Here is a 25711-nt window from a genome sequence, read left to right as displayed (position 1 = left end):
CGCGTCTCGCCTCGGGTCTCAAGTATATGCCGCGGACGGGGCTTGAGAAGGCTATTTTAGAGCAATTCTAATGAAAGTTTCCGATCAGTCTGATCGACCGGATGGATCGGATTTCCGGGAAAAACGATGCGTATGCGGTGCGTCTGCCTGGCCGCCTGGCCGGCGCACACCACCAGACCCATGGCCGGTTACACATTTTTCTATTGTATATCATACCGCAGCAGGCGTGATCCCTGTCACAGGCATTTAACTTGTGTGCGATCTAATTGCTCGCTATCTTTATGCCCGTAACCGACGCCCATCTCCCGCAACCAACCAACAACCCACGGAGTTTCCCATGTCCATCACCCCGCTCTATTCCACCACCGCCACCGCCACCGGCGGCCGCTCGGGCCAGGTCAAGTCGGCCGACGGCATCATCGACATGACCCTGGCCATGCCGAAGGAACTCGGCGGCCCGGGCAATGCGGCCAATCCGGAGACCTTCTTCGCCTCCGGCTATGCCGCCTGCTTCCAGGGCGCGCTCGGCCTCGTCGCCCGCGGCCAGAAGGTCGCCCTGCCCGAGGGCAACACCGTCACGGTGACCATCGGCATCGGCAAGGACGAGACCAGCTTCGGCCTGAATGCCAGGATCTCGGTCAAGCTGCCGGGCATGGACAAGGCCCAGGCCGAGGCGCTCACCGCCGCCGCCCATGCGGTCTGCCCGTATTCCAAGGCGACCAAGGGCAATATCGAGGTCGCCCTCGAAACCGTGGTCTGACCGGGCCGTCCGAAGACGCTGACAGGCCCGCGGCGCCGGATGGACAGCCCGTCCGGCGCCGCCTAACCTCGATACCGCCATGACCGACCAGACGACTCCCCTCGGCCTCGACCAGCAGCTCTGCTTCGCGCTCTATGCGGCGTCGAACGCGATGACGCGCCTGTATCGCGACCTGCTGGAACCGCTCGGCCTGACCTATCCGCAGTATCTGGCCATGCTGGTGCTGTGGGAGCAGGCGCCGCTGAACGTGAAGACGCTGGGCGAGCGGCTGCAGCTCGATTCCGGCACGCTGACCCCCATGCTCAAGCGCATGGAGCAGGCCGGGCTGGTCACCCGCCGCCGCGATCCCGCCGACGAGCGCCAGCTGCAGGTCGCGCTCACCCCGGCCGGCGCGGCGATGCGCCCGGCGGTGGCCCGCATGCAGGCCGAGCTGGCCTGCCGGCTGCCGCTGCCGCTGCGCGAGGCGGCCCGCCTGCGCGGCGAGCTGCAGGGGCTGGCCGCCGGCCTGAATGCCGGCCAGCAGGCCCGCGCGGCCGAGTAATCCACAGATAATCCACAGGTCTTTCTCCCCCATATCTGGGGTTTGCGCTTGCCGCCCCCACCAGATATTGCGATAGTCTCCCGTCGAATGAATCGCTGCCGCGGGGAATAGAGTCATGTCGCTTCTGGATGCCAAGCCGGTCTACAAGCCCTTCCAGTATCCGTGGGCCTACGAGGCCTGGATGACCCAGCAGCGCGTTCACTGGCTGCCCGAGGAAGTGCCGCTGGCCGACGACGTCAAGGACTGGCAGAAGAAGCTGACGCCGGGCGAGAAGAACCTGCTGACGCAGATTTTCCGCTTCTTCACCCAGGCCGACGTGGAAGTGAACAACTGCTACATGAAGCACTACGCGCGGGTGTTCAAGCCCACCGAGGTGCAGATGATGCTGGCCGCCTTCGCCAACATGGAGACGGTGCATATCGCCGCCTATTCCCACCTGCTCGACACCATCGGCATGCCGGAAGAGGAATACTCGGCCTTCCTCCGCTACAAGGAGATGAAGGACAAGTACGACTACATGCAGCAGTTCGGCGTCGAGACCAAGGCGGACATCGCCAAGACGCTGGCGGTGTTCGGTGCGTTCACCGAAGGCCTGCAGCTGTTCGCCAGCTTTGCCATCCTGCTGAACTTCCCGCGCTTCAACAAGATGAAGGGCATGGGCCAGATCGTCTCGTGGAGCGTGCGCGACGAGAGCCTGCACACCAATTCGATCGTCAAGCTGTTCCGCACCTTCATCGACGAGAACCCGGAAATCTGGACGGAAGCCTTCCAGCGCGACCTTTACGTGGCCTGCTCGACCATCGTCGACCACGAGGATGCCTTCATCGACCTCGCCTTCGAGATCGAGGGCGTGCAGGGCCTGACCGCGCAGGAAGTGAAGGACTATATCCGCTGGACCGCCGACCGCCGGCTGCTGCAGCTCGGCCTGCAGCCGATGTACCGGATCGAGAAGAACCCGCTGCCCTGGCTGGATGCGATCCTGAACGGCGTCGAGCACACCAATTTCTTCGAGAACCGCGCCACGGAATACTCGAAGGCCTCGACCCAGGGCAGCTGGGAAGAAGCCTTTTCCTGAGCCGGCCGCCACGCCCTACCGCATCCGCCCGGCCCGCCCCGGCGAGGCGGCGCTGCTGTGCGCCATCGAGCGCGCCGCCCAGCGCGCCTTCGCCACGGCCGGCTATCCGGAACTGGCCGACGGCGCGGTGACGGCGGAAGCCGTGCTGGCCGATGCGGCGCGCGCCGGCCTGCTGCCCGTCATTGCCGATGCCGCTGACCGCCCGGCCGGCTTCGCCCTGCTCTGCCCGCTCGACGGCGACCTGCATGTGCGGGAGATCGACGTGCATCCCGGTCATGCCGGCCGCAGGCTGGGTGCCCGGCTGCTGGACGAGGCCGCCGCCATCGCGCGGGCCCGCGGCCTGCCGGCCCTGTCGCTGACCACCTTCCGCTCGGTGCCGTGGAACGCGCCCTATTATGCCCGGCTCGGCTTCCGCGCCATGGCGGCGGGGGAATACGGCCCGGAGCTGCGCACCGAGATGGCCCGCCAGCAGGCCGCCGGGCTGGCCATGGCCGACCGGCTGGCGATGCGGCGGGAGATCCCGTCCTAGGCGAGGATATCGATGAAGCGGCCCTGCTGGCCGAGTGTCGCCTGCAGCGCCAGCGCCGCGGCGCTGCCGGCGCCCTGCGCGCCGTGCAGGATCGCGGCGGCCTGGGCGATGGCATCGGGATCGAGGCTGCCGCTGCCCACCGCACCAATCGCGGCATTGGTCGCACGCTCGGCCTGACGCAGGCCGTCCAGCGCCGTGGCGATGCCACCGCTGAAGCTGAGTCCGGAGATCATGCCCCGAGCCTAGCCCGCGCCGCCGGCCCGGACAACGCGCGGCCGGCAAGCCGCGGCCCGGCCGGCATTTTTCTGTCGCCCGGGCGGCGATATTTCCCGGCCGACCGGCTATAAAACCCGGCGGCCCTCCGGCCGCGCCCCGTTCCAGACCCTGACAGGCTTTCCGTATCCGATGAGCGCCCTGCCCGAGAATCCCCTGCTGCCGATCCCGATCACCCAGTACCGCGAGGGCAATACCGGCATCCCCTATGCCTTCCAGTTCGATTCCGGCAGGCCCGGGCCCCATGTCGGCATCACCGCGCTGGTGCATGGCAACGAGGTCTGCGGCGCCCATGCGCTGGACCTGCTGCTGCGCGAGAAATTCCGCCCCGCCCGCGGCAGGCTGACCCTGGCCTTCTGCAACGTCGCCGCCTATTCGCGCTTCGACCCGGCCGACCCGGCCGCCTCGCGCTTCATCGACGAGGATATGAACCGCATCTGGGGCACCAATGCGCTGGACAGCGAGCGCCGCAGCATCGAGCTGGACCGCGCCCGCGAGCTGGAGCCGCTGATCGGCGAGATCGACCTGCTGCTCGACATCCATTCGATGCAGCAGTTCTCGCCGCCGCTGATGCTGTCCGGCCCGCTGGCGAAGGGCCGCGCGCTGGCGGCGCAGGTCGGCGTGCCGGCCACCGTGGTGGCCGACCGCGGCCACAAGGCCGGCCTGCGCATGCGCGACTATGGCGGCTTCGGCGATCCGTCGAGCCAGAAGAATGCCCTGCTGGTGGAATGCGGCCAGCACTGGGAACAGGCCAGCCGCCGGGTTGCCATCGAGACCATGTTCCGCTTCCTCGCCGCCACCGGCCTGGCCGATGCGGCGCTGCTGGCGCGGCACGGCATCGAGGGTGCGCCGGCGGCGGCGCAGCAATTCGTCGAGGTGACCGACGCGGTGACCATCGAGACCGGCGACTTCGCCTTCGCCGGCAGCTATACCGGCCTCGAATGCATTCCGGCCGCCGGCACGGTGATCGCCAATGACGGCGGCCGCGCCATCGCCACGCCCTACGACAACTGCGTGCTGATCATGCCGACCAGGCGGCTGAAGCCCGGCCAGACGGCGGTGCGGCTCGGCCGCTACATCCGCGCCTGAGGCACCGGCATGGGTCCGCTGCCGCGGCACCTGCTGAAAGCCTGCCGCGACGCGCTGCCCTCGCTGGCGGTCGGCGCGGTGGGCGGCGCGCTGTTCGTGCTGATCGGCATGCCGCTGGCCTGGATGCTGGGCAGCATGGTGCTGGTGGCCGCGGTGGCGCTGGCCGGCGGTGCCAGGCGGATGCCGATGCGGGTGCCGGCGCGGCTGCGCGAGGTGATGGTGGCGATCATCGGCGTGATGCTGGGCAGCGCCTTCCGCCCCGACATGATCGACCGCGCCGGCGAATGGGCCGGGCTGATCGCGCTGATGCTGCTGTATGTGCCGCTGGTCACCGCGCTGTGCTACGGGGTGTTCCGCTGGCTCGGCCGGCTCGACCCGGTGACCAGCTATTTCTCGGCCACCCCCGGCGGCCTGCAGGAAATGACCCTGATCGGCGAGCATTACGGCGGCGATGCCCGCAGCATCGTGCTGACCCATGCGATCCGCATCTTCGTGGTGGTGATGACGGTGCCGGTGTATTTCCGCTTCATCGAGGGGCTCTCGGTGCCCTCGATGGCGCCGGGCATGCATCTGGCCGACATGCCGCTGAAGGAGGCGGCGCTGCTGGTGGGCGCCGGCATCGCCGGCTGGTTCGGCGCCAGCTTCCTGCGCATCCCCGCCGCCCGCCTGGTCGGCCCCATGCTGGCCTCCGGCGCCGTGCATCTGGCCGGCCTGTCCCATGCCCAGCCGCCGCCGGAGCTGGTGGCGGTGGCGCAGGTGGTGATGGGCACGGCGCTGGGCTGCCGCTTCGCCGGCGCCGACTGGCGCGCGATCGGCCGCATCGCCGGGCTGGCCTTCCTCTCGACCCTGATCATGCTGGCGGTCAGCCTCGGGCTGACGCTCGGCGCCGCCGGGCTGGTCGGCGCGCCGACCCGTGCCCTGATGCTGGTGCTGTCGCCGGGCGGCCTGGCCGAGATGAGCCTGGTGGCGCTGGCGCTGGGGGTGGACGTGGCGATCGTGTCGTCCATGCATGTCTTCCGCATCGTCGTGGTGGTGATCCTCGCCCCCGTGGCCTTCCGGCTGAGCCGGCTGAAAAGGTCCGGCGGCTGACGATTTCCGGGACCGGCCGCTGCGGACCGTTTCTGGCCGTTACGGACCGCTGGTGACCGTTACTGACCGATGGTGACCGCTGGTGACCGCTGCGGTTCGTTCGTGACCGCTGGTGACCGTTTCTGACCGCTGCGGTTCATTCCGGTTCGTTCGGGCTTATTGCACCTCGTAGTGGTTTGAGGCCGGCCCCTTCACAGCTGCCGGGCGGGCCGACACGGCACTACAACTAGAAGTGATTTCAATGCCGTATAATCATATATTTCTCTACCTGAGAGACACATTTCTCTCGACACGATTGGAACATATATAGTACATTTGGGCGCAAGGTCAACGAGTCAGCATGCGGAACCCGAAGGGTTGCCCGCGCGGCCGGCCATGGGCAACGCCCCCTACTGCCCGATCAGCCCCAGCAAAGCCGGCACCAGCAGAGCAGTCAGCAGGGCATTCAGCCCCATGGCGATGCCGGCAAACGTGCCGGCCAGCGGATGCACCTGGAAGGCGCGCGCCGTGCCGATGCCATGCGAGGCGAGCCCGGCGGCGAAGCCGCGCGCCCGCCAGTCGCGGATGCGGAAGGCATTCATCAGCGGTGTGACGATGATGGCACCGAGAATGCCGGTCAGCATCACCAGCACCGCGGTCAGCGCCGGGTCGCCGCCGAGCGTTTCGGAGATACCCATGGCCACGGCCGCCGTGACCGATTTCGGCGCCAGCGAGACCAGGATGTCATGCGGCACGCCGAAGGCGCGTGCCACCAGCACGGCGGAAGCCAGAGCCACAACCGAACCCACCACGAGGGCCGCCAGCATCGGCAGCATGGCCCGCAAAACCACCCGGCGGTGTTCCCAGAGCGGGAAGGCCAGCGCCACCGTGGCCGGGCCGAGCAGGAAATGTACGAACTGCGCACCCTCGAAATAGGTCTGGTAGGGCGTGCCGGTCAGCCACAGCAGCAGCGCGATGGCAACCACCGCCAGCAGCACCGGATTGACCAGCGGGTTGCGATGGCTCAGTGCCGACAGCCGGTCGGTCAGCGCATAGGCCCCCAGCGTGACGGTCAGCCACAGCAAGGGCGTGCGCGACAGGAACACCCACAGGGCGAAATCCGGCGGCGGCATCGTCGTGGTCATGCCTGCCCGCCTTCCGCCGCGCCGCCATCCTCGCCGCCACCCAGCAGCCGGCTGACGGCGACGAAGGTCAGCACGGTGGCGAGCAGAGCCAGCGCGGTCGAGACCACCAGCGCCACCGCCAGGGCCACGCCCCACTGGCCGAAGACATCCAGCCGCTGGACGACGCCGACGCCGGCCGGCACGAACAGCAGCGACAGATGCGCGAGGATGCCGCGCCCGGTGGCCTCCAGCCGGTCGCCGGTGAGGCTGGCCGGCAACTGGTCGCGCCAGCGCTCGCGCGCCGCCAGCAGGCCCAGCATGATCACCATTCCCACCACGGGGCCTGGCAACGGCAGGACAAGGCCACGCACCAAAGCCTCGCCGGCAAGCTGGCACAGCAGAATCACGGAGAAGGCAGCGATCATGTCGCCAGCCTGACCCGGCCGGGGCCGCGGGTAAAGGGTTCTTACGCCGGCTTCTGTGCCAGCCTGCCGGCTTACGCCGGCTTCTGTGCCAGAATGAACAGGCGGCGGAACGGAAACAGCGTCCGCCCATCTGCTTCCTTCGGATAGGCCGCGCCGACGCGGCGGCGGTAATCGGCCTCGAAGGCATCGCGCTCAGGCCCGGCTTCCAGCCGGTCGAGGAACTGCTTCAGCCAGGTGCCCTTGGTGTATTCCGCCACCGGGTGATCCCCCGACAGAACCTGCAGGTATTCGGTCTCCCAGATTTCCAGCGAAGCCGCGCGGCCCTGCAGCATCCGCCAGTAGACGCCGGGTTCGGCCACCGGCGCGCGGCGCAGATGCGGCTCCAGCTTCGCCCGCCACGGCCCCTGCTCGATCGTATCGGTGATGCAGGTATGCGACGGGGCGCCGAAATTGCGCGGCATCTGGATGGCCAGCCAGCCGCCGGGCTTCACGCATTCCAGCAGGCCGGGAATCAGTGTTTCGTGGCCATCGAGCCAGTGCAGGGCGGCGTTGGTATAGAGCAGATCAACGGGTTGCGCGGGTCGCCAGGTGGCGATGTCGGCCTCGACGAAGCTGGCCTGCGGATAGTCGGTGCGGGCTTTCGCCAGCATGGCCGGCGAGGAATCCACACCGGTCAGCTTTGCCCGCGGCCAGCGCTGCAGGATCAGCGGCGAGAGATTCCCGGCGCCGCAGCCGAGATCGACCACCGTTTCCGGATTCGTCAGCGGCACCCGGCCGAGCAGGTCGATGGCCGGCCGCAGGCGTTCGCCGGCGAATTTCAGGTATTGCGTCGGGTCCCAGCTCATGGGAGGAAGCTAGCGGGAGAAACGCAGACGACAAAGGCCAAGTTTATGAATTCCTCTCAAGCCGCCCCCAGTTCGATTCAACCGGTCGATTTCACCCAGCCCCTCGCACTCGACGGCATGGCGGTGAAGCCCGACCATATCGATGCCAACGGGCATATGAATGTCGGCTATTACAACGTGATCTTCGACCAGGCGCTGGATGAGCTGCTCAGGCCGCTCGGGCTCGACTGGTCCTACATGGAGCGGACGAATTTCTCGACCTTCGCGCTGGAAACCCATGTCTGCTATCTGCAGGAGGTGGTCGAGGGCGACGTGCTGCGCTTCACCTTCCGGCTGCTCGACTGCGATGCCAAGCGCGTGCACTGCTTCCTGGAGATGCATCACGCCGAGAAGGGCTATCTCGCCGCCACCTCGGAACAGGTGCTGATGAATATCGACATGGCGACCCGCCGCTCGGCCCCCTTCCCGCCGGAATACCAAGCGCTGCTCGCCCGCCTGAAGGAAGGCCATGACCGGCTGCCGCGCCCGCCGCAGGCCGGCCGCAGCATCGGGCTGGCGCGGAAATAACCGCCTTTCATCAATCGTCATCCCCGCGCAGGCGGGGATCCAGGCGGCGACACAACTGGGTCCCCGCTTGCGCGGGAACGACGGGCAGGACCTACAGCTTGATCTCGACCTCGACGAAGGCCATCGGCGCCGGGCCGGCGTTGATCACGTCATGGGCCACGCCTTTGGGCCGCGAATAGCTGCCGCCGGCCTGCATCTCGATGATGCTTTCCCTGCCGTCCTTGTCGATCAGCCGCATGGTCGCATCGGTCAGGTAGGTCACGGCATAGGGATATTCGTGCACATGAAAGCCGGTGGCGGCGCCGGGGGCGAAATCCCAGCGGGTGATGCGCACCCGCTCGTCATCCGCCTGCTGGGTCGGAACTGCCTGAAGGGTCATTGCCGGTCTCCGTCTGCTGGGGCTGCCGTCTTTTGCTGTAGGGTGCCCTGAGCGGCCGGCCCTGCGCAATGGCTTTCAGCATGCCGCGGAAGGTGTTCACTTCCTGCGCCGCCAGCGGCACCCGCTGCAGCACACTGCGCAGGTTGCGCAGGATGGCGCCGCGCTTGGGCTCGACATTGTGGAAGAAACCCGAGGCATCGAGTTCGGCCACCAGGTGGTCGTACAGCCCCTGCAGCTCGGCCTGGGCGGCGAAGCCGCCGCGCACGGTGTCCATGCGGCTGGGCGGCGTGTCGTCCTGGGCGGTGAACCATTCGTAGCCGACCAGCAAAACCGCCTGGGCGAGGTTCAGCGACGAGAAGCCGGGATTGAGCGGCACGGTGATCGCGGTATGGGCCAGGGCCACATCCTCGTTGTCGAGCCCGGTGCGTTCGCGGCCGAAGAGGATCCCGACGCGATTCCCCGCGCCCGCCTCGGCATGCATGCGGGCGGCCGCCTCGCGCGGGGTGACGGCCTCTTTCATCATGTCGCGGTGCCGCGCCGTGGTGGCATAGACACGATGCAGGTCGGCCACCGCATCGGCGGTGCTGCGGAACACGCTGACGGCATCCAGCACCGGATCGGCCTTGCTGGCCAGCACATAGGCGGCCGGGTTGGGCCAGCCGTCGCGCGGATTGACCAGCCGCAGCTCGGTGATCCCGCAATTCAGCATGGCGCGCGCGGCGGCGCCGATATTCTCGCCCAGCTGCGGCTCGACCAGGATGATGACGGGCCCGCGCCGCAGCGGCCCCGGCGGCGCCAGCTTGCCGAGCTTCGGTCTGTTGGTACCGCTCATCGGGCTATTTCTGCCGGGAGGGTGTGGCGCCGTCGCGCAGCAGCTTCCACTGGATCGAATCCATCAGTGCCACGAAAGCCGCGTCGATGATGTTGGGCGACACGCCCACCGTGAACCAGCGGCTGCCCTCGCCATCCGTGCTCTCGATCATCACCCGGGTGGTGGCTTCGGTGCCGCCATTGAGGATGCGCACCTTGAAATCCGCCAGCCGCAGATCGTCGATATAGCCCTGGTAGCGGCCGAGATCCTTGCGCATGGCCTGGTCCAGCGCGTTGACCGGGCCGTTGCCTTCCGCCACCGAGAACAGCGTCTCGCCATCCACATTCAGCTTCACCGTGGCTTCCGACATGGTGACCAGCTGGCCGCGGGCATTGAAACGCCGCTCCACCGTGACGCGGAAACTGCGCACGTCGAAGAAGGTCGGCATCAGGCCGAGCGCGCGGCGGGCGAGAATCTCGAAACTGGCCTCGGCACCGTCGTAGCTGTAACCCTCGGCCTCGCGCTGCTTCACATCTTCGAGCAGGGCGTTCAGCCGGCTGTCGTCGGGATTGAAGGGAATGCCGGCCTCGGTCAGGCGGACGAGAAGATTCGAGCGGCCGGCCTGGTCGGAGATCAGAACCTGCCGCTTGTTGCCCACCGTCTCCGGCGGGATATGCTCGTAGGTGCGCGGGTCCTTCATCACCGCCGAGACATGCAGCCCGCCCTTGTGGGCGAAGGCCGAGGCGCCCACATAAGCCGCGTGGCGGTTCGGCGCCCGGTTCACCAGCTCGTCCAGCATGCGCGAGGTGGCGGTCAGGTGGGTCAGGTCCTGCTCGCTGAGGCCGATCTCGACATGGTCGCGGAACCACGGCTTCAGCATCAGCGACGGGATCAGCGCGATGAGATTGGCATTGCCGCAGCGCTCGCCAAGACCGTTCAGCGTGCCCTGCACCTGGCGCACGCCGGCCTTCACCGCGGCCAGCGAATTGGCAACGGCGTTTTCGGTGTCGTTATGGGTGTGGATGCCCAGCCGCGACGCATCGCCGAGCTTCGCGGCCAGCTCGCCGACGATGCGTTCGACCTCGTGCGGCAGCGTGCCGCCATTGGTGTCGCACAGCACGGCCCAGCGGGCGCCGGCATCGAGTGCCGCCTGCACGCATTGAATGGCGAAATCCGGATTGGCCTTGTATCCGTCGAAGAAATGCTCGGCATCGAACATCGCCTCGCCGAATTTCGCATGGGCGGCGGCGATGCTGTCGGAGATCAGTTCGATATTCTCCGCCTGGCTGATGCCGAGCGCGACATCGACCTGGAAGTCCCAGCTCTTGCCGACCAGGCAGGCGGCATCGGCGCTGGCGCCGAGGATCTGCGCCAGTCCCGGATCGTTGGCAGCCGAGCGGCCCGGCCGCTTGGTCATGCCGAAGGCGACGAATTTGGCGCGCTTCAATGGCGGCTTCGTGGTGAAGAACTCGCTGTCGGTGGGATTGGCGCCGGGCCAGCCGCCCTCGATATAAGCGACGCCCAGCCGGTCGAGCGCCCCGGCAATAATGCGCTTGTCCTCGACGGAGAAATCCACCCCCTGCGTCTGCGCGCCGTCGCGCAGCGTCGTGTCGAAGAGATAAACGCGATCCTTTGCCATGGTCTCCTCTATTTCCCGGTCAGCCGGGCCAGCACCCGGTCACGGCCGATCAGCGGCAGCAGGGCCGCCATTTCGGGCCCCTTGTCCTGCCCGGTCAAGGCCAAACGCAGCGGATGGAACAGGCTGCGGCCCTTCGCGCCCGTCCTGGCGGAAACCGCCGCGGTCCAGGTCTTCCATGTGGCACCGTCCCAGGGTGCGGCCGGCAGGGTCTCGGCAGCGGCGGCCAGCAGCGCCTCATCCTCGCGCGGCCCGGCAATCTCGCCGGCCACCACATCCCACCAGACGGCGAGGTCGGACAGCCCGGTGATATTGCCGCGCACCGCCAGCCAGAAGGCTTCCGTGGCGCCGGGCGGCAGGCGGTCGCGGATCGCGGCGAACTCCGTCTCGTGCAGGATTTTCGCGTTCAGCAGGTCCAGCTCGTGCGGATCGAGCCGGGCCGGGGCGCGGCTGAAGCGGCCGAGATCGAAGCCCTCGACCAGGGCCGCCATGTCGCGGCATGGCACCACCGGATCGGCGCTGCCCAGTCGGGCCAGCAGGGAATTCAGCGCCATCGGCTCGATGCCCTGGCCGCGCAGATCGGCCAGGCTGAGCGAGCCGATGCGTTTGGACAGGCCGGCGCCCTCGGCATCCAGCAGCAGCGAGAAATGCCCGAAGACCGGGACGGCATGGCCGAGCGCGCGGAAGATCTGGATCTGCGCGGCGGTATTGGTGATGTGATCCTCGCCGCGGATCACATGGCTGATGCCGAGCTCGCCGTCATCGGCCACCGAACTGAGCGTATAGAGCGGATAGCCGTCCGAACGCACCAGCACCGGATCGCTCAGAGACGCCGTGTCGATCTCGACATGGCCATGCACGAGATCGTCCCAGGCGGTGTGTTCGTGGTCGAGGCGGAAGCGCCAGTGCGGCCGGCGCCCCTCCGCCTCCAGCCTGGCGCGGTCGGCATCGCTGAGTTTGAGCGCGGCGCGGTCGTAGACCGGCGGCTTCTTCTGGCCGAGCTGAATCTTGCGGCGCAGCTCCAGCTCCTCGGCGGTCTCGTAGCAGGGATAGAGCCGCCCGGCCTTCTTCAGCGCCTCGGCGGCGGCGGCATAATGGCCGAGCCGGTCCGACTGGCGGACGAAACTGTCCCAGTCGAGGCCGAGCCAGCGCAGGTCGTCGGCGATGCCGGCCGCGAATTCGGCGGTCGAGCGCGCGGCATCGGTATCGTCCATGCGCAGCAGGAAGCTGCCGCCGGTCTTGCGGGCATAGAGCCAGTTCAGCAGCGCGCCGCGCGCATTGCCCACATGCAGCCGGCCCGTGGGGCTCGGCGCGAAACGCACGGCCGGGCCGGTCATTTCCTCTGGTCCCGGAAGCCGTTGGTGATCGGATAGCGGCGGTCGCGGCCGAAATTGCGGGCGGTGATCTTCACGCCCGGCGGCGCCTGGCGGCGCTTGTATTCGGCGACATACAGCAGATGCTGCACCCGGCGCACCACATCCTCGGGCTGGCCGGCGGCGACGATGTCGCGCACCGCCATCTCCTTCTCGACCAGCATCTCGAGGATCGCATCCAGCTGCTCGTAGGGCGGCAGGCTGTCCTGGTCGGTCTGGTCCTCGCGCAGCTCGGCCGAGGGCGGCCGCTGGATGATGCTGTCGGGGATGACGATGCCGTCCGGCCCGAGCGCGCCGGCGGGTTTCGCCGTGTTGCGCCAGCGCGACAGGTCGAAGACCGTCATCTTGTAGACGTCCTTCAGCACGGAATAGCCGCCGCACATGTCGCCGTAGAGCGTGGCATAGCCGACCGACATTTCCGACTTGTTGCCGGTGGTCAGCACCATATGGCCGAACTTGTTGGAAAGCGCCATCAGGGTGACGCCGCGTACCCGGCTCTGCAGGTTCTCTTCGGTGATGTCGGGCGCACGCCCCTGGAAGGCCGGCGCCAGCATGCCGGTGAAGGCCTGCACCGCCGGCTCGATCGGGATGGTCTCGTAGGAGACGCCAAGCGCCCCGGCGCAGGCCGCGGCATCGTCGAGGCTGAGCTGCGAGGTGTATTTCGACGGCAGCATCACGCAGCGCACCCGGTCGGCACCCAGCGCATCCACCGCCACCGCCGCCGACAGCGCGGAATCGATGCCGCCGGACAGGCCGAGCACCACGCCGGGAAAGCGGTTGCGGTTCACATAGTCGCGCAGGCCCAGCATCATCGCCTCGTAGATGCGCGGCATCTGCGCCAGCGGTTCGGCCTTGCGGCCGGGGGCGCAGCGCCAGTGCTGGCTGCCGCGCTGCCATTCGGTGATTGTCAGGTCTTCGGCGAATTCCGGCAGCCGCACTGCCATGCTGCGGTCGGCATTCAGCACGAAGCTGGCACCATCGAAGACCAGTTCATCCTGGCCACCGACATAGTTCACGTAGATCAGCGGCAGGCCGGTCTCGACCACCCGGGCGACACCGAGATTGAGCCGCACATCCCATTTGGCGGTATCGAAGGGCGAGCCGTTCGGCACCACGAGGATTTCGGCACCGGTCTCGCCGAGACATTCGGCAACATCGGCGAACCACATATCCTCGCAGACCATCAGGCCCAGCCGCACGCCGCGGAACACCGCCGGCCCCGGCAGCGGACCGGCCTCGAAGACGCGCTTCTCGTCGAACACGCCGTAATTGGGCAGTTCATGCTTGTAGCGGATCGCCGCGATGGCGCCGCCATCCAGCAGGGCCGCTGCATTGTACAGCTTGCCGTTCTCCCGCCAGGGCGTGCCGACCACCAGGCCGGGACCGCCATCGGCGGTCTGCGCGGCGAGGTCGCGGATCGCCGCCGCGCAGGCTTCCTGCACCGCCGGGCGCAGCACCAGATCCTCGGGCGGATAGCCGAGGATGGCGAGTTCGGGAAAGACGACGAGATCGGCCCCGGCCGCGGCGGCCTTCGCGCGGGTGGTGGCGATCAGGGCGGCATTGCCGGCGATGTCGCCCATGACGGGATTCACCTGGGCAAGCGCGATGCGGAGCTGGTCGGGCGGGGCGGCGGTCATGGCGGACAGGGTTAACCCTACGGCAGGCTTATCTCAATAGCTGCGGCAGTTTACAGTGTCCGCGACTGCCTTAGATAGCCCTGCGCCAGGGCAATCAGGGGCCAAATCGGGGCCGGAAATCCGGCCGGGACATGTGAAAGGGAAACGCCATGAGCGGGAAAAACACCCAGGTTCTGATGAAACAGCACCCCAAGGGCTGGGTCACCGAGGCGGATTTCGAGATCGTCGCCCGCGACATCCCGAAGCCGGGTCCGGGCCAGGTGCTGGTGCGCAATATCTGGCTGTCGCTGGACCCCTACATGCGCGGCCGCATGGACCCGGTGCGCTCTTACGCGGCGCATCTGAAGCCCGGCGACATGATGGGCGGCGGCACGGTCGGCACGGTGATCGAGAGCAACGATGCCGCCCTGCCCGTCGGCACGTATGTCAACGGCATGCTGGGCTGGCAGGAATACGGCGTCGCCACGGCGAAGGAATTGCGGGTGCTGGACCCGAAGATCGCCCCCGTCTCCACCTCGCTGGGCGTTCTGGGCATGCCCGGCTGCACCGCCCATTACGGCCTGATGGCGCTGGGCCAGCCCAAGGCCGGCGAGACCGTGGTGGTCTCGGCGGCCAGCGGCGCGGTCGGCTCGGTGGTCGGCCAGATCGCCAAGATCAAGGGCTGCCGCGTGGTCGGCATCGCCGGCGGCCAGGAGAAATGCGACTACGTGGTCAACGAGCTGGGCTTCGATGCCTGCATCGACTACAAGGGCCCGGACATGCATGCCGCCTTCAAGGCTGCGACGCCGGACCGCGTCGATGTCTATTTCGAGAATGTCGGCGGCGAGATCATGGAAATGGTGTTCGGCCGGCTGAACGGCTTTGCGCGTGTCTCGATCTGCGGCCTGATCGCCCAGTATAACGGCCAGCCCTTCCCGTTTACCGGCATGCGCCATGTGCTGGTGAACCGCGCGAAGGTGCAGGGCTTCATCATTTCCGAGCATATGGAATACTGGCCGGGCGCGATCATGGAGATGGCCGGCTGGATCAAATCCGGCAAGCTGAAATACCGGGAAGATGTGGCCGACGGCCTGCAGAATGCGCCGGCGGCCTTCATCGGCCTGCTGAAGGGCAAGAATTTCGGCAAGCAGCTGGTGCGGATCGGCCCCGACAAGGCCTGAGCGGATCCAGTCGTCGTCCCCCCCCCCGCGGGGACCCCGCACCCGGCCACGGGCGGGGGGGCCCCCGGAACCGTGCCTCGGGCTGGGCTCCCGCTTTCGCGGGAGCGACGGTTCTTGCTTTCAGCCCACCCCGAACAGGAAGATCAGGGCGGCGCCGGCAATCCCGGCGCCGGCCCGGAGCAGCAGGCTGCCGGTGCTGCCGATCAGGCCCCAGGACAGCAGCACGAGGCCGGCGCCGATCTTGGCGGCGGCCAGCATGGCCAGCCAAGGCTGGCCGGCCAGGTCCATCAGCGCGGGATTGGCGACGAAGCCGAGCGGGATCAGGAACAGCCCGAGGCCGATGCGCATGGCCATGCCGGCCACCGGCAGCCAGGGCGTGCCGGCAATGGAGGCGGCGACGAAGACCGTGCCGCAGACCGGCGGCGTGATCGTGCAGAGCAGCGCATACCAGAACACGAACATATGGGCATGCAGTTCCGGCAGGCCCAGCCTGACCAGAGCCGGACCGGCGACGGCCACGCAGATCAGGTAGGCCGCCGTGGTCGGCAGCTCCATGCCGAGGATCACGCAGGCCAGGGCGGTCAGCGCCAGCGCCGCCCACAGGTTGCCGCCCGAAAGGTCGAGGATCAGGCCGGTGATCTTCACGCCGAGGCCGGTGGCGTGGAAGACGCCGACGATCAGGCCCGAGCAGATGATGATGGCGGCGATCAGCGCGATCTGCCGCGCCGCATCGACCAGTGCCACCATGAAGCGGCCGGCAAAGATCGCCGGCGACAGCCGCTTCGTCCTGCCGTCCCAGACCAGCATGGCCACGGTGACGGCCGTGGCCATCATCGCCGAATAGGCCGGCGAATAGGCCAGCACCAGCAGCATGACGATCAGGATCGCCAGCGGCAGGGCGAAGAACGGCGCGGTGGCCGAGGCGATGCGCCAGCCCGGCAGCTCGTCGGCCGGCAGCGCCTTGAGGCCGAAGCGCAGAGCGAAGTAATGCACGCCAACCCAGGCGACGAAGAAGAACAGCACCGCCGGCAGCACCGAGGCGACGGCAATGTCGGCATAGGGCTTGCGGATCAGTTCGGCCATGATGAAGGCGGCCGAGCCCATCACCGGCGGCATAATCTGGCCGCCGGTGGAGGCGACGGCCTCCACCGCCGCCGATAACGGCCGCGGATAGCCCATGCGGATCATGCCCGGGATGGTGATGGCGCCGACCGAGGCCACGTTGGCCGAGGCCGAGCCGGAGATGGTGCCGTACAGGGCCGAGGCCAGCACCGAGACTTTGGCCGCGCCGGCACGGTAGCCGCCGGCCAGCTGGGTCGCCAGCGCCATGAAGCCGCGACCGGCCTCGCCGGCCGAGACCACGGCGCCGAGGATCATGAACGGTACGATCAGGTCGATGGAAATGCCGGTCAGCTGGCCCCACAGGCCGCCCTCGGCCAGCACCAGGCTGCCAAGGAAATAATCCGCCGGCAGGCCGGGATGGCCGAGCGTGCCGGGCAGATGCTGGCCGAAAAAGCCGTACAGCAGGCACAGCACGGCCACGGCCGGCAGCACCGGCTGCACCGCGCGGCGGGCCATTTCCAGCGCCACGGCGATCAGGCCGAAGGCCAGCACGAACTGCCACAGGCTGCCGTCCAGCGAACCATACTGGTCCAGCACCGCCTTGCGGTCGACGATCAGGTAGGCGGCGCCGGCCAGGCCGAAGGCGCCGGCGGCGAAGCCGGTCCACCGCTCGATGCCGTTGCGGGCCCGGGCAAAGACGAAAATCCAGGGCAGAGCCGCCGCAAAATGCAGCGGCCGGCTGACCAGGTTGGGCACCAGGCCGGTGAAGATCAGCCAGACATGGATGCCGACGGTGATCGCGGCACAGAGAAGAAGAACGCTGCCCGGCCGCGCGCCGGCATCCTGGGACTGCATGATCCGGCCTGGTGCTCCGTCCTGCTGCTTACTGCATGCCGGCCGGGATGGTGACGCCGGCCTCCTTGTAATACTTCAGCGCGCCGGGATGCAGCTTGGTGTTGCCCAACGCCCCGATCAGCTGCGGGCTGACCGCCGCCCACCACGGGTTGGTCTTGGCCATCTCGTCCTTCTTGGCCCAGAAGGCCTTGACGATGGCATAGGCCGTCGCGTCGTCCATATGGGTGGTGCCATAGGCGCCGACCGGCACGCCGACGGTGGGCACATCGACATCGACGCCCTTGTAGGTGCCCTTGGCGATGGTGATCGGGCTGGAGGACGGGTCGTTCTTCACCAGCACGTCGGCCTGCTCGGCGCTGATCGGCAGGATGCGGATCGCGGTGGTGGTGGCCAGTTCCTGCAGCTGCGGCGTCGGATGCGACGAGCAGGTGGCATAGCCGGTGATCTTGCGGTTCTTCAGCGCATTGTCGGCCGAGGCCAGCTCGACATCGACGAAATTGACCTTGTCCTCCAGGCCGAGCAGCTTGAAGATCGTGCGCGTGCGGCCGTCGCAGAAGGTGCCGCGGCCGCCGGAGATGAAGTCCTTGCCGGCCAGGTCGGCGATCTGCGCAACACCGCTGTCCTCGCGCACCACGAAATGCACGGTCACGTAGGGCATCACGAACAGGGTGCGGATCACGTCATAGCCGGTTTCGCCCTCGAAGGGCTTCTTGCCCTCGCGGGCGGCGGCGATCAGGCTGGGCGGCGTGGTGAAGACGAAATTGCCCGGCCGCTTGCCGGCTTCCTTCACATTCTGGACCGAACCCTGGCTTTCCTCGACGGTGGCCTGGATCTGGCCCTTGGTCTCGGCCCGCAGAACCTCGCCCAGCTGCACCATCATCACGTAGTAGGACGACGATGCCGTGGCGGATTTCAGGGTGATGCGGCTCTGGGCCTGGGCCGTGGCGGCAAGGCCGCCGGCAGCAAGGGCGACGACGGAAACGGCGAGCGCGAGGCGCGCGGCAAGACGACGCATGGGTTCCTCCCCCCAATAGTTCATTTGTAGGCGGACAGTTTTGGCTCAGCCGCCCTGTTTCTGCAACAGGAATTCGCGGCCGACCTTCACGCTGGGCACACCGTCATAGGCGACGATATCCGCGGTGGCGTAAGTCTCGGTCCAGCTGTCGGGAAGGTAGGAGCCGGTGCCGACAATGTCGATCGGCGCGGCCACGCTGGCCATCACCTTGCACTTGGCGGCGTTGAAGCCCGACGAGGCGACGATCTTCACGTTGAAAAAGCCGGCCCGATCCAGCGTGGCACGCATGTGGTAGATCGCCGCCGCCGACACGCCGGTGCCGACCAGCCAGCGCAGCTCAGCCTCGGTACGGTACTGGCGGATGGCGTTGGGCACATGGCGCTCCAGCACGGCATAGGATGCCTGCGGGTCCAGCCCCTCGACATAGCGGCCGCCATGGGTATCGAGCCGCACGGCCAGCCGGCCTTCCTGCGCCGCCTCGGGGAAGCGGTTGCAGACCGCCAGCGCGTCGGTGACCTCCTGGCCGAAATAGTCGACCAGCACGGTCATCTGCTCGCCGGGGAAGGTCTCGGCATACAGCTCGGCGGCGCGCAGGGTGCTGCCGGCATAGCCGATCAGGGCATGCGGCATGGTGCCGAAGCCCTTGTCGTTGCCGAAATAATGCGCGGTGGCATCGGTGGCATTGCCGATGAAGCCGGCGGCGCCGACATCGCGCCGCGCCGCGCGGCCGCCGACGGATGCCGCATAGGCCATCATCTCGGCCATCTCGGCACCGGCGCAGTGGCGCGCATCCATGGCGAGGAAGCGCGCATTGGGCAGGTCGCAGCACATCGAATAGGCGTTGTAGGCGGCAACGCAGGCGGCGCCCAGCTTCTGCAGGTACAGGGTTTCGAGATCGACGATCTGCGACATCGGCCCGGTCAGGTACAGCAGCGGCTCGCCGGCGCCGACCCAGGTGCCTTCCTCGTGGCGCAGCTGGATGTCGAAGCGGACGCCGCGCGCCGCCGCCACCTTTTCCAGCCATTCCACCACCAGGCGCGGACAGAAGATCACCGGACGGCGCATGAACACCGCATAGGTGACCGTCTTGTCGCCGGTGCGCCCGACGATCTCCTTGGTCTTCTTGAAATAGGCGTCGGTATGATCGGCGATCTGACGCTCCAGCTCGGCCGCCTGGGCCGGCGGCACGAGCTGGGTCACGCCGGCCTGGCCGACCGCCGTGCGGCTGCCGTCAGGCCTGTGCGGCATGGCGCAGGACACCGCGGTTGCCGCGCTCGATCTTCAGCATCTCGGCGATCAGGAAGGCCAGTTCCAGCGACTGCGAGGCATTCAGCCGCGGGTCGCAATGGGTGTGGTAGCGGCTGGACAGGTCGTCGTCGCCGATCGCCTGGGCGCCGCCCATGCATTCGGTGACATCCTGGCCGGTCAGTTCCAGATGGATGCCGCCGGCATGCGTCCCCTCGGCCAGATGCACCTCGAAGAACTGGCGCACTTCCGACAGGATGCGGTCGAACGGCCGGGTCTTGTAGCCCGAGGCGGCGGTCAGGGTGTTGCCATGCATCGGATCGCAGGACCACACCACCTTGCGGCCTTCCTGCGCCACCTTGCGCACCAGCGCCGGCAGGTGCTTGTGCACCTTGTCGTGTCCCATGCGGGCGATCAGGGTCAGGCGGCCGGGCTTGTTCTGCGGGTTCAGCGCATCGATCAGGCGGATCAGCTCGTCCGGATCGGTGGTCGGGCCGCATTTCAGGCCGATCGGGTTGATCACGCCGCGCAGGAACTCGACATGGGCGCCGTCCGGCTGGCGGGTGCGGTCGCCGATCCACAGCATGTGGGCCGAGGTGTCGACCCACTCGCCCGAGGTGGAATCCACGCGGGTCATCGCCTGCTCGTAGCCCAGCAGCAGAGCCTCGTGGCTGGTGTAGAAATCCACCGTGCGCAGCTCGTTGGTCTTGTCCGGGGTGATGCCGCAGGCCTCCATGAAGGCTAGGCATTCGGTGATGCGCGCGGCCAGGTCCTGCCAGCGCTCGGCCTCCGGGCTTTTCGCCACGAAGCCGAGATTCCAGCCATGCACCCGGTGCAGGTCGGCATAGCCGCCATGGGCGAAGGCGCGCACCAGGTTCAGCGAGGCGGCGGCCTGGCTGTAGGCCTCCAGCTGCCGGTTCGGGTCCGGGATGCGGGCCTCGGGGGTGAAATCCATGCCGTTGATGATGTCGCCGCGATAGCTGGGCAGCTCGACATCGCCGCGCTTTTCGGTCGGCGAGGACCGCGGCTTGGCGAACTGGCCGGCCATGCGGCCGACCTTGACCACCGGCAGCGAGGCACCGAAGGTCAGCACCACCGCCATCTGCAGCAGCACGCGGAAGGTGTCGCGGATCTTGTTGGCGTTGAACTCGGCGAAGCTCTCGGCGCAGTCGCCGCCCTGCAGCAGGAAAGCACGGCCTTCGGCCACCTCGGCCAGCGACGCCATCAGGTTGCGGGTCTCGCCGGCAAAGACGAGCGGCGGAAACTTGGCAAGCTTGTCCTCCACGGCGGCCAGCGCCGCGGCGTCGGGATAATCCGGCACCTGCCGGATCGGTTTGCCTCGCCAGGATTCCGGCGACCAGTTGCGCGCACTCATCAGTGACCTCGTCTCGACCTTTCTGCCGCAACAGTTACGGTTGTAACTGCTTTGTATGCCTACGGCTTTTCTTCAGGAATTCCAGAATAGGGCGTCGGCCCGGGCTTTTCCAGTCGCCCGAGTCGCCACGCCGAATTTCCCGGTAAGCGGCCGGGAAACCGGCCCTGCCCCCTGCCTGGCGCCGGGCCCGGCCCCGGCGCCCCGCCGGCCGCTATCCCTTGGCCCCCAGCATGGCCTTGTATTTGTGCTGCACCGGCCAGACCGGCGGGCGGTCGTCGATGCGCTCGGCCGCCACATAGAGGATGCCGTTCAGGGGGGCGGCGAAGCGCCGGAAGGCATCGACCGGAAAGCTCTTGTGGCTGCCATCGGCCTGCAGGGCCTGGCCGCCCAGGTAATGCAGCTTGAAGCCGTTGGCGTCGAAATAGTCGGGATAGACGGTGGGCGAGAAATTCCAGAAGCCGTGGTTGATGAAGGTGAACGGCGCGTTATGGACGAGGAAGCCGCCCGGCCCGACCGCCTCGCAGACATTGCGGAAGGCCATGCCGACATTGAAGCAATGCTCGCAGGTGCCGGGGTCGATCACCAGGTCGAAGCGCCGCCGCAGGTCGTCAGGCAGCGGGTCGTTGAGGTCGATGATCCGCTCGATGCCGCGCAGGGCGACGACATCGACGATGGCCAGATCGATGCCCAGCCGGTCCAGCAGGGCCATGGAATCGTAGACTGGGCCCGAGCCGCCATGCATCTTGCGCACCGCGGCACTGTCCGGCCGCTCCGGCAGGCCCTGCACGAAATCGGCGCCCAGCACCTGTTCCAGCGCCTCCTTCGGCATGATGAAGTCGGGATAGGCGAAAGCCAGTGCCGACAGCCGCCGCTGGCCGGCCCGCTCGCGCAGCAGCTGGACCGACTTCGCCGTCAGCTGGAACAGCAGCGTGTTGATCGCCATGTCGCTGCCGGTCCTACAGGCTGAAGATCTTGCCGGGATTGAGCAGGTTGTCGGGATCGAGCGCCTTCTTGATCGCCCGCATCACGCCGACCGCCTCGCCATGCTCGGCGGTCAGATACTTCATCTTGCCGCGGCCGATGCCATGCTCGCCGGTGCTGGTGCCCTCCATGCGCAGGGCACGATGCACCAGCCGCTCGTTGAAGGCCTCGATGGTGGCGACCTCGTCGGGATTGTTGCGGTCGAGCACGATGGCGAGATGGAAATTGCCGTCGCCGACATGCCCCACGAGAGGCGCAGTCAGCCCGGTTTTCACGACATCCTCCTTGGTTTCGAGGATGCATTCGGCCAGCCGCGAGATCGGCACGCAGACATCGGTGGCCCAGACCTCGGCGCCCTTGCGCAGCGCCTTCGCGGCATAGGCGGCATCGTGGCGCGCCTGCCACAGCTTGGCGCGCTCCTCGGCCTTGGTGGTCCACTGGAAATTGTTGCCGCCATGGTCGCTGGCGATGGCCTGCACCATCTCGGCCTGTTCGGCCACGCCGGCCTCGCTGCCGTGGAATTCCAGCATCAGCAGGTTCTGCACCGGCATGTCGGTCTTGGAATAGCGGTTGATGGCATCGACCTGCACATCGTCCAGCAGTTCGATGCGCGCCACCGGAATGCCGGCCTGGATGGTCTGGATCACGGTGTTCACCGCGCCCTCCAGGGTGGCAAACGAGCAGATTGCCGACGACATCGCCTCGGGGATGCCATACAGCTTCAGGGTGACCTCGGTGATGATGCCGAGCGTGCCCTCGGCGCCGGTGAACAGCCGGGTCAGGTCATAGCCGGCCGCCGATTTCTTGGCCCGCTTGGAGGTGCGGATGATGCGGCCGTCGGCCATCACCACGGTCAGCGCCAGCACATTCTCGCGCATGGTGCCGTAGCGCACGGCGTTGGTGCCGCTGGCGCGGGTCGAGACCATGCCGCCGATCGAGGCATTGGCGCCGGGATCGATCGGGAAGAACAGGCCGGTATCGCGCAGGTATTCGTTCAGCGCCTTGCGGGTGACGCCGGGCTGGCAGACGACGTCGAGATCCTCGGCATTGACCTTGAGCACCTTGTCCATCTGCATCAGGTCGAGGCAGACGCCGCCCTGCATGGCGGAGACATGGCCCTCCAGCGAGGTGCCGGCACCATAGGGAATGATCGGCAGGCCATGGGCGGCGCAGATCTTCACGATCTCGGCCACTTCCTCGGTGCTGTGCGGGAACAGCACGGCATCGGGCGGGAAAGGCGGGTTCCACGATTCGTCGCGGCCATGCTGCTCGCGCACCGCCTGGGCGGTGGTGAAGCGGTCGCCCAGCAGGGTTTTCAGCGCGGCGAGCGCCACTTCGGTGGCGGCGGGGGACAGGCGGGGCTGGACGGCGGCGACGGCCATGGCGGTTTCTCCTTGGATTATCAATAGAGGTACCGCGTTGCAGCCGGCGGGGCAATTGCCGAAGGGCCCGGCCTGGCACCGGCCCCGCAAAGGTGGCCCGGCAGGGCCGCATGGGTTATGTAGGCGGCATGTCCTCCGACCCCTTCGACCTGTCCGGATTCGAGCCGGAAGCGGCCGCGCCGCCGCCGGAAGCCGCGCGCGGCGCCACCCTGCCCGCCCCCGACTGGCTCAGCCGCCTGAACGAGGCCCAGGGCGAGGCCGCGGCCCATCTGGACGGCCCGCTGCTGGTGCTGGCCGGGGCCGGTACCGGCAAGACCCGCGTGCTGGTGTCGCGGCTGGCCAACATCCTCTACCGCCGGCTGGCCTGGCCGAGCCAGATCCTCGCCGTCACCTTCACCAACAAGGCCGCCCGCGAGATGCGCGAGCGTGTCGGCCAGCTGGTCGGCGATGCCGTCGAGGGCCTGTGGCTGGGCACCTTCCACGGCATCGCCAACCGTATCCTGCGCCGCCATGCCGAGCTGGTCGGCCTGAAGCAGAATTTCACCATCCTCGACGACGACGACCAGCTGCGCCTGATCCGGCAGATCATCGAGGCCGAGGGGCTGGACGAAAAGCAGCTGCCACCGCGCCTGCTGAAGGCACAGTTCGACCGCCTGAAGGACCGCGGCCTCGCCCCGGCGAAGCTGCCCGACAGCGAGAAGGGCTTTGCCGAGGGCAAGGGGCCGCAGCTCTACCGGCTGTACTGCGAGCGCCTGCTGCAGCTGAATGCCTGCGATTTCGGCGACCTGCTGCTGCATAACCTGACGCTGTTCCGCGAACACGAGCAGGTGCTGCAGAAATACCAGCACCAGTTCCGCTACATCCTGGTCGACGAATACCAGGACACCAACGTGGCGCAGTATCTGTGGCTGCGCCTGCTGGCGCAGAAGCACCACAACATCTGCTGCGTGGGCGATGATGACCAGTCGATCTACGGCTGGCGCGGCGCCGAGGTCGGCAACATCCTGCGTTTCGAGACCGACTTTCCCGGCGCGAAGATCGTGCGGCTGGAACGCAACTACCGCTCGACGCCGCATATCCTCGGCGCCGCCTCGGGCCTGATCGCCCATAACGAAAGCCGGCTGGGCAAGACCCTGTGGACCGACCTCAACGAGGGCGAGAAGGTCATCGTGCAGGGCGTATGGGACGGCGACGAGGAAGCCCGCGTCGCCGGCGAGGAGATCGAGACGCTGGAGCGCGAGGGCGTGTCGCTGAACCAGGTCGCCATCCTGGTGCGCGCCGGCCACCAGACCCGTGCCTTCGAGGAGCGGTTCATGACCATCGGCATGAAATATCGGGTGGTCGGCGGCCTGCGTTTCTACGAACGGCGCGAGATCCGCGACGCCATCGCCTATTTCCGTGTGGTCATGCAGCCCGACGACGACCTCGCCTTCGAGCGCATCGTCAATGTGCCGAAACGCGGCCTCGGCGAAACCACGATCCAGATGCTGCACAGGGCGGCGCGCGCCGCCGGCAAATCCCTGACCGCAACACTGGCCGACCTGCTGCAGACCGACGAGATCAAGCCCAGGCAGCGCAACACCCTGAAGGGCCTGCTCGGCGATTTCGAGCGCTGGCGCCGCCAGGCTGCCGAACTGCCGCATACCGAGGTGGCCGAGATCATCCTCGATGAATCCGGCTATACCCGCATGTGGCAGGAAGACAAGTCGCCCGAAGCGCCGGGCCGTCTGGAAAACCTGAAAGAGCTGATCGGCGCGCTGGGCGATTTCGAGAATTTCGCCGGCTTCCTCGATCACGTGGCGCTGGTGATGGATACCGAGAATACCGAGGATGCCGAGATGGTCAGCCTGATGACCCTGCATGCGGCGAAGGGCCTCGAATTCGACTATGTCTTCCTGCCCGGCTGGGAGGAGGAGCTGTTCCCCAGCCGCCGCGCGCTGGAGGGCAGCGGCACCGCCGGCCTGGAAGAAGAACGGCGGCTGGCCTATGTCGGCCTGACCCGCGCCCGCAGGCGCGCCCATGTCAGCTTTGCCGCCAACCGCCGCATCTACAACCAGTGGAATTCGGCAATCCCCTCGCGCTTCATCGACGAGCTGCCGTCCGAGCATGTCGAACAGCGTTCGCAGGCCGGGCTCTACCGCGACATGCAGGGCGGCTATGGCGGCTTTGCCGAGGATGCGGCACCGGCGCCGGGCGGCCGTGCCGGTTATGCCGGCCATACCTGGAATTTCGCGCCGCAGGCGCGCCGGCCGGCTGCCGGGGCCGGCCTGATCGAAGGGCGCGCGCGGCGCATCGAGGATGATGTCCCCCAGCACAGTCCCGACGACCTTGCCTTCGGCATCGGCGACCGCGTCTTCCACCTGAAATTCGGCTATGGCCGCATCCGCGCCATCGAGGGCAACAAGCTTCTCATTGCCTTCGAGAAGGCCGGCGAGAAGCGGGTCATTGCCTCCTTCGTCGAGAAAACCTGACAGCGAACGTCCGGTCCCTTAGAAAGCTCTGGC

Annotated in this window: 24 protein-coding genes; 9 read left to right on the top strand and 15 right to left on the bottom strand. The window is 67.6% G+C overall.

Annotated features, from left to right (window positions below; genetic code table 11):
- Positions 1-337 precede the first annotated feature (337 nt).
- The 4 genes from ACEQZY_RS04635 to ACEQZY_RS04620 all read left to right on the top strand — a co-directional run bounded on the left by ACEQZY_RS04635 (position 338) and on the right by ACEQZY_RS04620 (position 2905).
- Positions 338-760 carry an organic hydroperoxide resistance protein gene (locus ACEQZY_RS04635; RefSeq protein ID WP_341705366.1) on the top strand — a complete coding sequence of 141 codons (423 nt, stop codon included), beginning with the start codon at positions 338-340 and terminating at the stop codon, positions 758-760.
- Between the two features lie 79 nt (positions 761-839).
- A complete protein-coding gene (locus ACEQZY_RS04630) occupies positions 840-1301 on the top strand; it encodes a MarR family winged helix-turn-helix transcriptional regulator (protein WP_370152665.1) in 462 nt (153 codons plus the stop codon).
- A 115-nt stretch (positions 1302-1416) separates the two neighbouring features.
- Positions 1417-2376, top strand: a complete 960-nt coding sequence (locus ACEQZY_RS04625) for a ribonucleotide-diphosphate reductase subunit beta (protein WP_370152663.1) — start codon at positions 1417-1419, stop codon at positions 2374-2376.
- 127 nt (positions 2377-2503) lie between these two features.
- The gene (locus tag ACEQZY_RS04620; protein WP_370152661.1) at positions 2504-2905 is read left to right on the top strand and encodes a GNAT family N-acetyltransferase; all 402 of its coding nucleotides are present in this window, start codon (positions 2504-2506) and stop codon (positions 2903-2905) included.
- On the opposite strand, the gene ACEQZY_RS04615 is transcribed toward ACEQZY_RS04620, so the two are convergent.
- Positions 2902-3138: a hypothetical protein gene (locus ACEQZY_RS04615; protein WP_370152659.1), complete on the bottom strand. Its 237-nt coding sequence runs from the start codon at positions 3136-3138 to the stop codon at positions 2902-2904. The genes ACEQZY_RS04620 and ACEQZY_RS04615 overlap by 4 nt on opposite strands.
- A gap of 172 nt (positions 3139-3310) precedes the next feature.
- On the opposite strand from ACEQZY_RS04615, the gene ACEQZY_RS04610 reads away from it, so the two are divergent.
- On the top strand, positions 3311-4267 hold the full coding sequence (locus ACEQZY_RS04610; RefSeq protein WP_341703520.1) for a succinylglutamate desuccinylase/aspartoacylase family protein: 957 nt from the start codon (positions 3311-3313) through the stop codon (positions 4265-4267).
- A 9-nt stretch (positions 4268-4276) separates the two neighbouring features.
- The gene (locus ACEQZY_RS04605) at positions 4277-5356 is read left to right on the top strand and encodes an AbrB family transcriptional regulator (RefSeq protein ID WP_341703519.1); all 1080 of its coding nucleotides are present in this window, start codon (positions 4277-4279) and stop codon (positions 5354-5356) included.
- Positions 5357-5745: 389 nt separating this feature from the next.
- On the opposite strand, the gene ACEQZY_RS04600 is transcribed toward ACEQZY_RS04605, so the two are convergent.
- The 3 genes from ACEQZY_RS04600 to ACEQZY_RS04590 form a co-directional block, all read right to left on the bottom strand.
- Positions 5746-6480 carry an LrgB family protein gene (locus ACEQZY_RS04600; protein ID WP_370152656.1) on the bottom strand — a complete coding sequence of 245 codons (735 nt, stop codon included), beginning with the start codon at positions 6478-6480 and terminating at the stop codon, positions 5746-5748.
- Positions 6477-6884, bottom strand: coding sequence for a CidA/LrgA family protein (locus ACEQZY_RS04595; protein ID WP_341703516.1), 408 nt, complete (start codon positions 6882-6884; stop codon positions 6477-6479). Before ACEQZY_RS04595 ends, ACEQZY_RS04600 begins: the two co-directional genes overlap by 4 nt.
- Before the next feature lie 71 nt (positions 6885-6955).
- Entirely contained in the window at positions 6956-7729 is a 774-nt protein-coding gene (locus ACEQZY_RS04590) for a methyltransferase domain-containing protein (protein WP_370152654.1), read from the bottom strand.
- A gap of 45 nt (positions 7730-7774) precedes the next feature.
- On the opposite strand from ACEQZY_RS04590, the gene ACEQZY_RS04585 reads away from it, so the two are divergent.
- Positions 7775-8296, top strand: a complete 522-nt coding sequence (locus tag ACEQZY_RS04585) for a thioesterase family protein (RefSeq protein ID WP_370152652.1) — start codon at positions 7775-7777, stop codon at positions 8294-8296.
- Between the two features lie 91 nt (positions 8297-8387).
- Here the strand turns inward: ACEQZY_RS04585 and ACEQZY_RS04580 are convergent, their stop codons facing one another.
- Genes ACEQZY_RS04580 through ACEQZY_RS04560 form a run of 5 tightly spaced genes read right to left on the bottom strand, consistent with a single transcriptional unit; the run spans position 8388 to position 14132 of the window.
- Positions 8388-8675 carry a cupin domain-containing protein gene (locus tag ACEQZY_RS04580; protein WP_341703513.1) on the bottom strand — a complete coding sequence of 96 codons (288 nt, stop codon included), beginning with the start codon at positions 8673-8675 and terminating at the stop codon, positions 8388-8390.
- Positions 8638-9507: an RNA methyltransferase gene (locus tag ACEQZY_RS04575; RefSeq protein ID WP_341703512.1), complete on the bottom strand. Its 870-nt coding sequence runs from the start codon at positions 9505-9507 to the stop codon at positions 8638-8640. Before ACEQZY_RS04575 ends, ACEQZY_RS04580 begins: the two co-directional genes overlap by 38 nt.
- A 4-nt stretch (positions 9508-9511) precedes the next feature.
- Positions 9512-11125 (bottom strand): citramalate synthase, encoded by a 1614-nt coding sequence (gene cimA, locus ACEQZY_RS04570; RefSeq protein WP_370152649.1) that lies wholly within the window; start codon positions 11123-11125, stop codon positions 9512-9514.
- An 8-nt stretch (positions 11126-11133) separates the two neighbouring features.
- Positions 11134-12459 (bottom strand): glutamate--tRNA ligase, encoded by a 1326-nt coding sequence (gene gltX / locus ACEQZY_RS04565; protein WP_370152647.1) that lies wholly within the window; start codon positions 12457-12459, stop codon positions 11134-11136.
- A complete protein-coding gene (locus ACEQZY_RS04560; RefSeq protein WP_370152645.1) occupies positions 12456-14132 on the bottom strand; it encodes an NAD+ synthase in 1677 nt (558 codons plus the stop codon). Before ACEQZY_RS04560 ends, gltX begins: the two co-directional genes overlap by 4 nt.
- Positions 14133-14281: 149 nt before the next feature.
- On the opposite strand from ACEQZY_RS04560, the gene ACEQZY_RS04555 reads away from it, so the two are divergent.
- Positions 14282-15292 (top strand): NADP-dependent oxidoreductase, encoded by a 1011-nt coding sequence (locus ACEQZY_RS04555; RefSeq protein ID WP_341703508.1) that lies wholly within the window; start codon positions 14282-14284, stop codon positions 15290-15292.
- A 120-nt stretch (positions 15293-15412) separates the two neighbouring features.
- On the opposite strand, the gene ACEQZY_RS04550 is transcribed toward ACEQZY_RS04555, so the two are convergent.
- The 6 genes from ACEQZY_RS04550 to ACEQZY_RS04525 all read right to left on the bottom strand — a co-directional run bounded on the left by ACEQZY_RS04550 (position 15413) and on the right by ACEQZY_RS04525 (position 23207).
- Complete coding sequence (locus ACEQZY_RS04550; protein ID WP_370152643.1) at positions 15413-17209, bottom strand: TRAP transporter permease; 1797 nt, start codon at positions 17207-17209, stop codon at positions 15413-15415.
- Between the two features lie 28 nt (positions 17210-17237).
- Positions 17238-18224, bottom strand: a complete 987-nt coding sequence (locus tag ACEQZY_RS04545) for a TAXI family TRAP transporter solute-binding subunit (protein ID WP_370152641.1) — start codon at positions 18222-18224, stop codon at positions 17238-17240.
- 45 nt (positions 18225-18269) lie between these two features.
- Positions 18270-19472 carry a nicotinate phosphoribosyltransferase gene (locus ACEQZY_RS04540; RefSeq protein ID WP_370152639.1) on the bottom strand — a complete coding sequence of 401 codons (1203 nt, stop codon included), beginning with the start codon at positions 19470-19472 and terminating at the stop codon, positions 18270-18272.
- Complete coding sequence (locus ACEQZY_RS04535) at positions 19456-20844, bottom strand: class II 3-deoxy-7-phosphoheptulonate synthase (RefSeq protein WP_370152637.1); 1389 nt, start codon at positions 20842-20844, stop codon at positions 19456-19458. The genes ACEQZY_RS04540 and ACEQZY_RS04535 overlap by 17 nt, the downstream gene beginning before the upstream one ends.
- 211 nt (positions 20845-21055) lie before the next feature.
- On the bottom strand, positions 21056-21787 hold the full coding sequence (locus tag ACEQZY_RS04530) for a hypothetical protein (RefSeq protein WP_341703503.1): 732 nt from the start codon (positions 21785-21787) through the stop codon (positions 21056-21058).
- A gap of 13 nt (positions 21788-21800) precedes the next feature.
- Complete coding sequence (locus tag ACEQZY_RS04525; protein ID WP_370152635.1) at positions 21801-23207, bottom strand: FAD-binding oxidoreductase; 1407 nt, start codon at positions 23205-23207, stop codon at positions 21801-21803.
- 110 nt (positions 23208-23317) lie between these two features.
- Between ACEQZY_RS04525 and ACEQZY_RS04520 the strand changes: the two genes are divergently transcribed.
- Positions 23318-25678, top strand: coding sequence for an ATP-dependent helicase (locus tag ACEQZY_RS04520; protein WP_370152633.1), 2361 nt, complete (start codon positions 23318-23320; stop codon positions 25676-25678).
- Positions 25679-25711 lie beyond the last annotated feature (33 nt).

This window comes from Ferrovibrio sp. (genome assembly GCF_964218355.1).
In the GTDB taxonomy this organism is placed as follows: domain Bacteria; phylum Pseudomonadota; class Alphaproteobacteria; order Ferrovibrionales; family Ferrovibrionaceae; genus Ferrovibrio.
The sequence above is the reverse complement of the archived record's forward strand: the minus strand, read 5'-3'. Positions and strand labels throughout refer to the sequence as shown.

Bases quoted from the DNA above. Each gene is read 5' to 3' on its own strand.
- ACEQZY_RS04635 (WP_341705366.1), top strand. From the start codon at position 338: ATGTCCATCACCCCGCTCTATTCCACCACCGCCACCGCCACCGGCGGC.
- ACEQZY_RS04630 (WP_370152665.1), top strand. From the start codon at position 840: ATGACCGACCAGACGACTCCCCTCGGCCTCGACCAGCAGCTCTGCTTC.
- ACEQZY_RS04625 (WP_370152663.1), top strand. From the start codon at position 1,417: ATGTCGCTTCTGGATGCCAAGCCGGTCTACAAGCCCTTCCAGTATCCG.
- ACEQZY_RS04615 (WP_370152659.1), bottom strand. From the start codon at position 3,138: ATGATCTCCGGACTCAGCTTCAGCGGTGGCATCGCCACGGCGCTGGAC.
- ACEQZY_RS04610 (WP_341703520.1), top strand. From the start codon at position 3,311: ATGAGCGCCCTGCCCGAGAATCCCCTGCTGCCGATCCCGATCACCCAG.
- ACEQZY_RS04605 (WP_341703519.1), top strand. From the start codon at position 4,277: ATGGGTCCGCTGCCGCGGCACCTGCTGAAAGCCTGCCGCGACGCGCTG.
- ACEQZY_RS04600 (WP_370152656.1), bottom strand. From the start codon at position 6,480: ATGACCACGACGATGCCGCCGCCGGATTTCGCCCTGTGGGTGTTCCTG.
- ACEQZY_RS04595 (WP_341703516.1), bottom strand. From the start codon at position 6,884: ATGATCGCTGCCTTCTCCGTGATTCTGCTGTGCCAGCTTGCCGGCGAG.
- ACEQZY_RS04590 (WP_370152654.1), bottom strand. From the start codon at position 7,729: ATGAGCTGGGACCCGACGCAATACCTGAAATTCGCCGGCGAACGCCTG.
- ACEQZY_RS04585 (WP_370152652.1), top strand. From the start codon at position 7,775: ATGAATTCCTCTCAAGCCGCCCCCAGTTCGATTCAACCGGTCGATTTC.
- ACEQZY_RS04580 (WP_341703513.1), bottom strand. From the start codon at position 8,675: ATGACCCTTCAGGCAGTTCCGACCCAGCAGGCGGATGACGAGCGGGTG.
- ACEQZY_RS04575 (WP_341703512.1), bottom strand. From the start codon at position 9,507: ATGAGCGGTACCAACAGACCGAAGCTCGGCAAGCTGGCGCCGCCGGGG.
- cimA (WP_370152649.1), bottom strand. From the start codon at position 11,125: ATGGCAAAGGATCGCGTTTATCTCTTCGACACGACGCTGCGCGACGGC.
- gltX (WP_370152647.1), bottom strand. From the start codon at position 12,459: ATGACCGGCCCGGCCGTGCGTTTCGCGCCGAGCCCCACGGGCCGGCTG.
- ACEQZY_RS04560 (WP_370152645.1), bottom strand. From the start codon at position 14,132: ATGACCGCCGCCCCGCCCGACCAGCTCCGCATCGCGCTTGCCCAGGTG.
- ACEQZY_RS04555 (WP_341703508.1), top strand. From the start codon at position 14,282: ATGAGCGGGAAAAACACCCAGGTTCTGATGAAACAGCACCCCAAGGGC.
- ACEQZY_RS04550 (WP_370152643.1), bottom strand. From the start codon at position 17,209: ATGCAGTCCCAGGATGCCGGCGCGCGGCCGGGCAGCGTTCTTCTTCTC.
- ACEQZY_RS04545 (WP_370152641.1), bottom strand. From the start codon at position 18,224: ATGCGTCGTCTTGCCGCGCGCCTCGCGCTCGCCGTTTCCGTCGTCGCC.
- ACEQZY_RS04540 (WP_370152639.1), bottom strand. From the start codon at position 19,472: ATGCCGCACAGGCCTGACGGCAGCCGCACGGCGGTCGGCCAGGCCGGC.
- ACEQZY_RS04535 (WP_370152637.1), bottom strand. From the start codon at position 20,844: ATGAGTGCGCGCAACTGGTCGCCGGAATCCTGGCGAGGCAAACCGATC.
- ACEQZY_RS04530 (WP_341703503.1), bottom strand. From the start codon at position 21,787: ATGGCGATCAACACGCTGCTGTTCCAGCTGACGGCGAAGTCGGTCCAG.
- ACEQZY_RS04525 (WP_370152635.1), bottom strand. From the start codon at position 23,207: ATGGCCGTCGCCGCCGTCCAGCCCCGCCTGTCCCCCGCCGCCACCGAA.
- ACEQZY_RS04520 (WP_370152633.1), top strand. From the start codon at position 23,318: ATGGGTTATGTAGGCGGCATGTCCTCCGACCCCTTCGACCTGTCCGGA.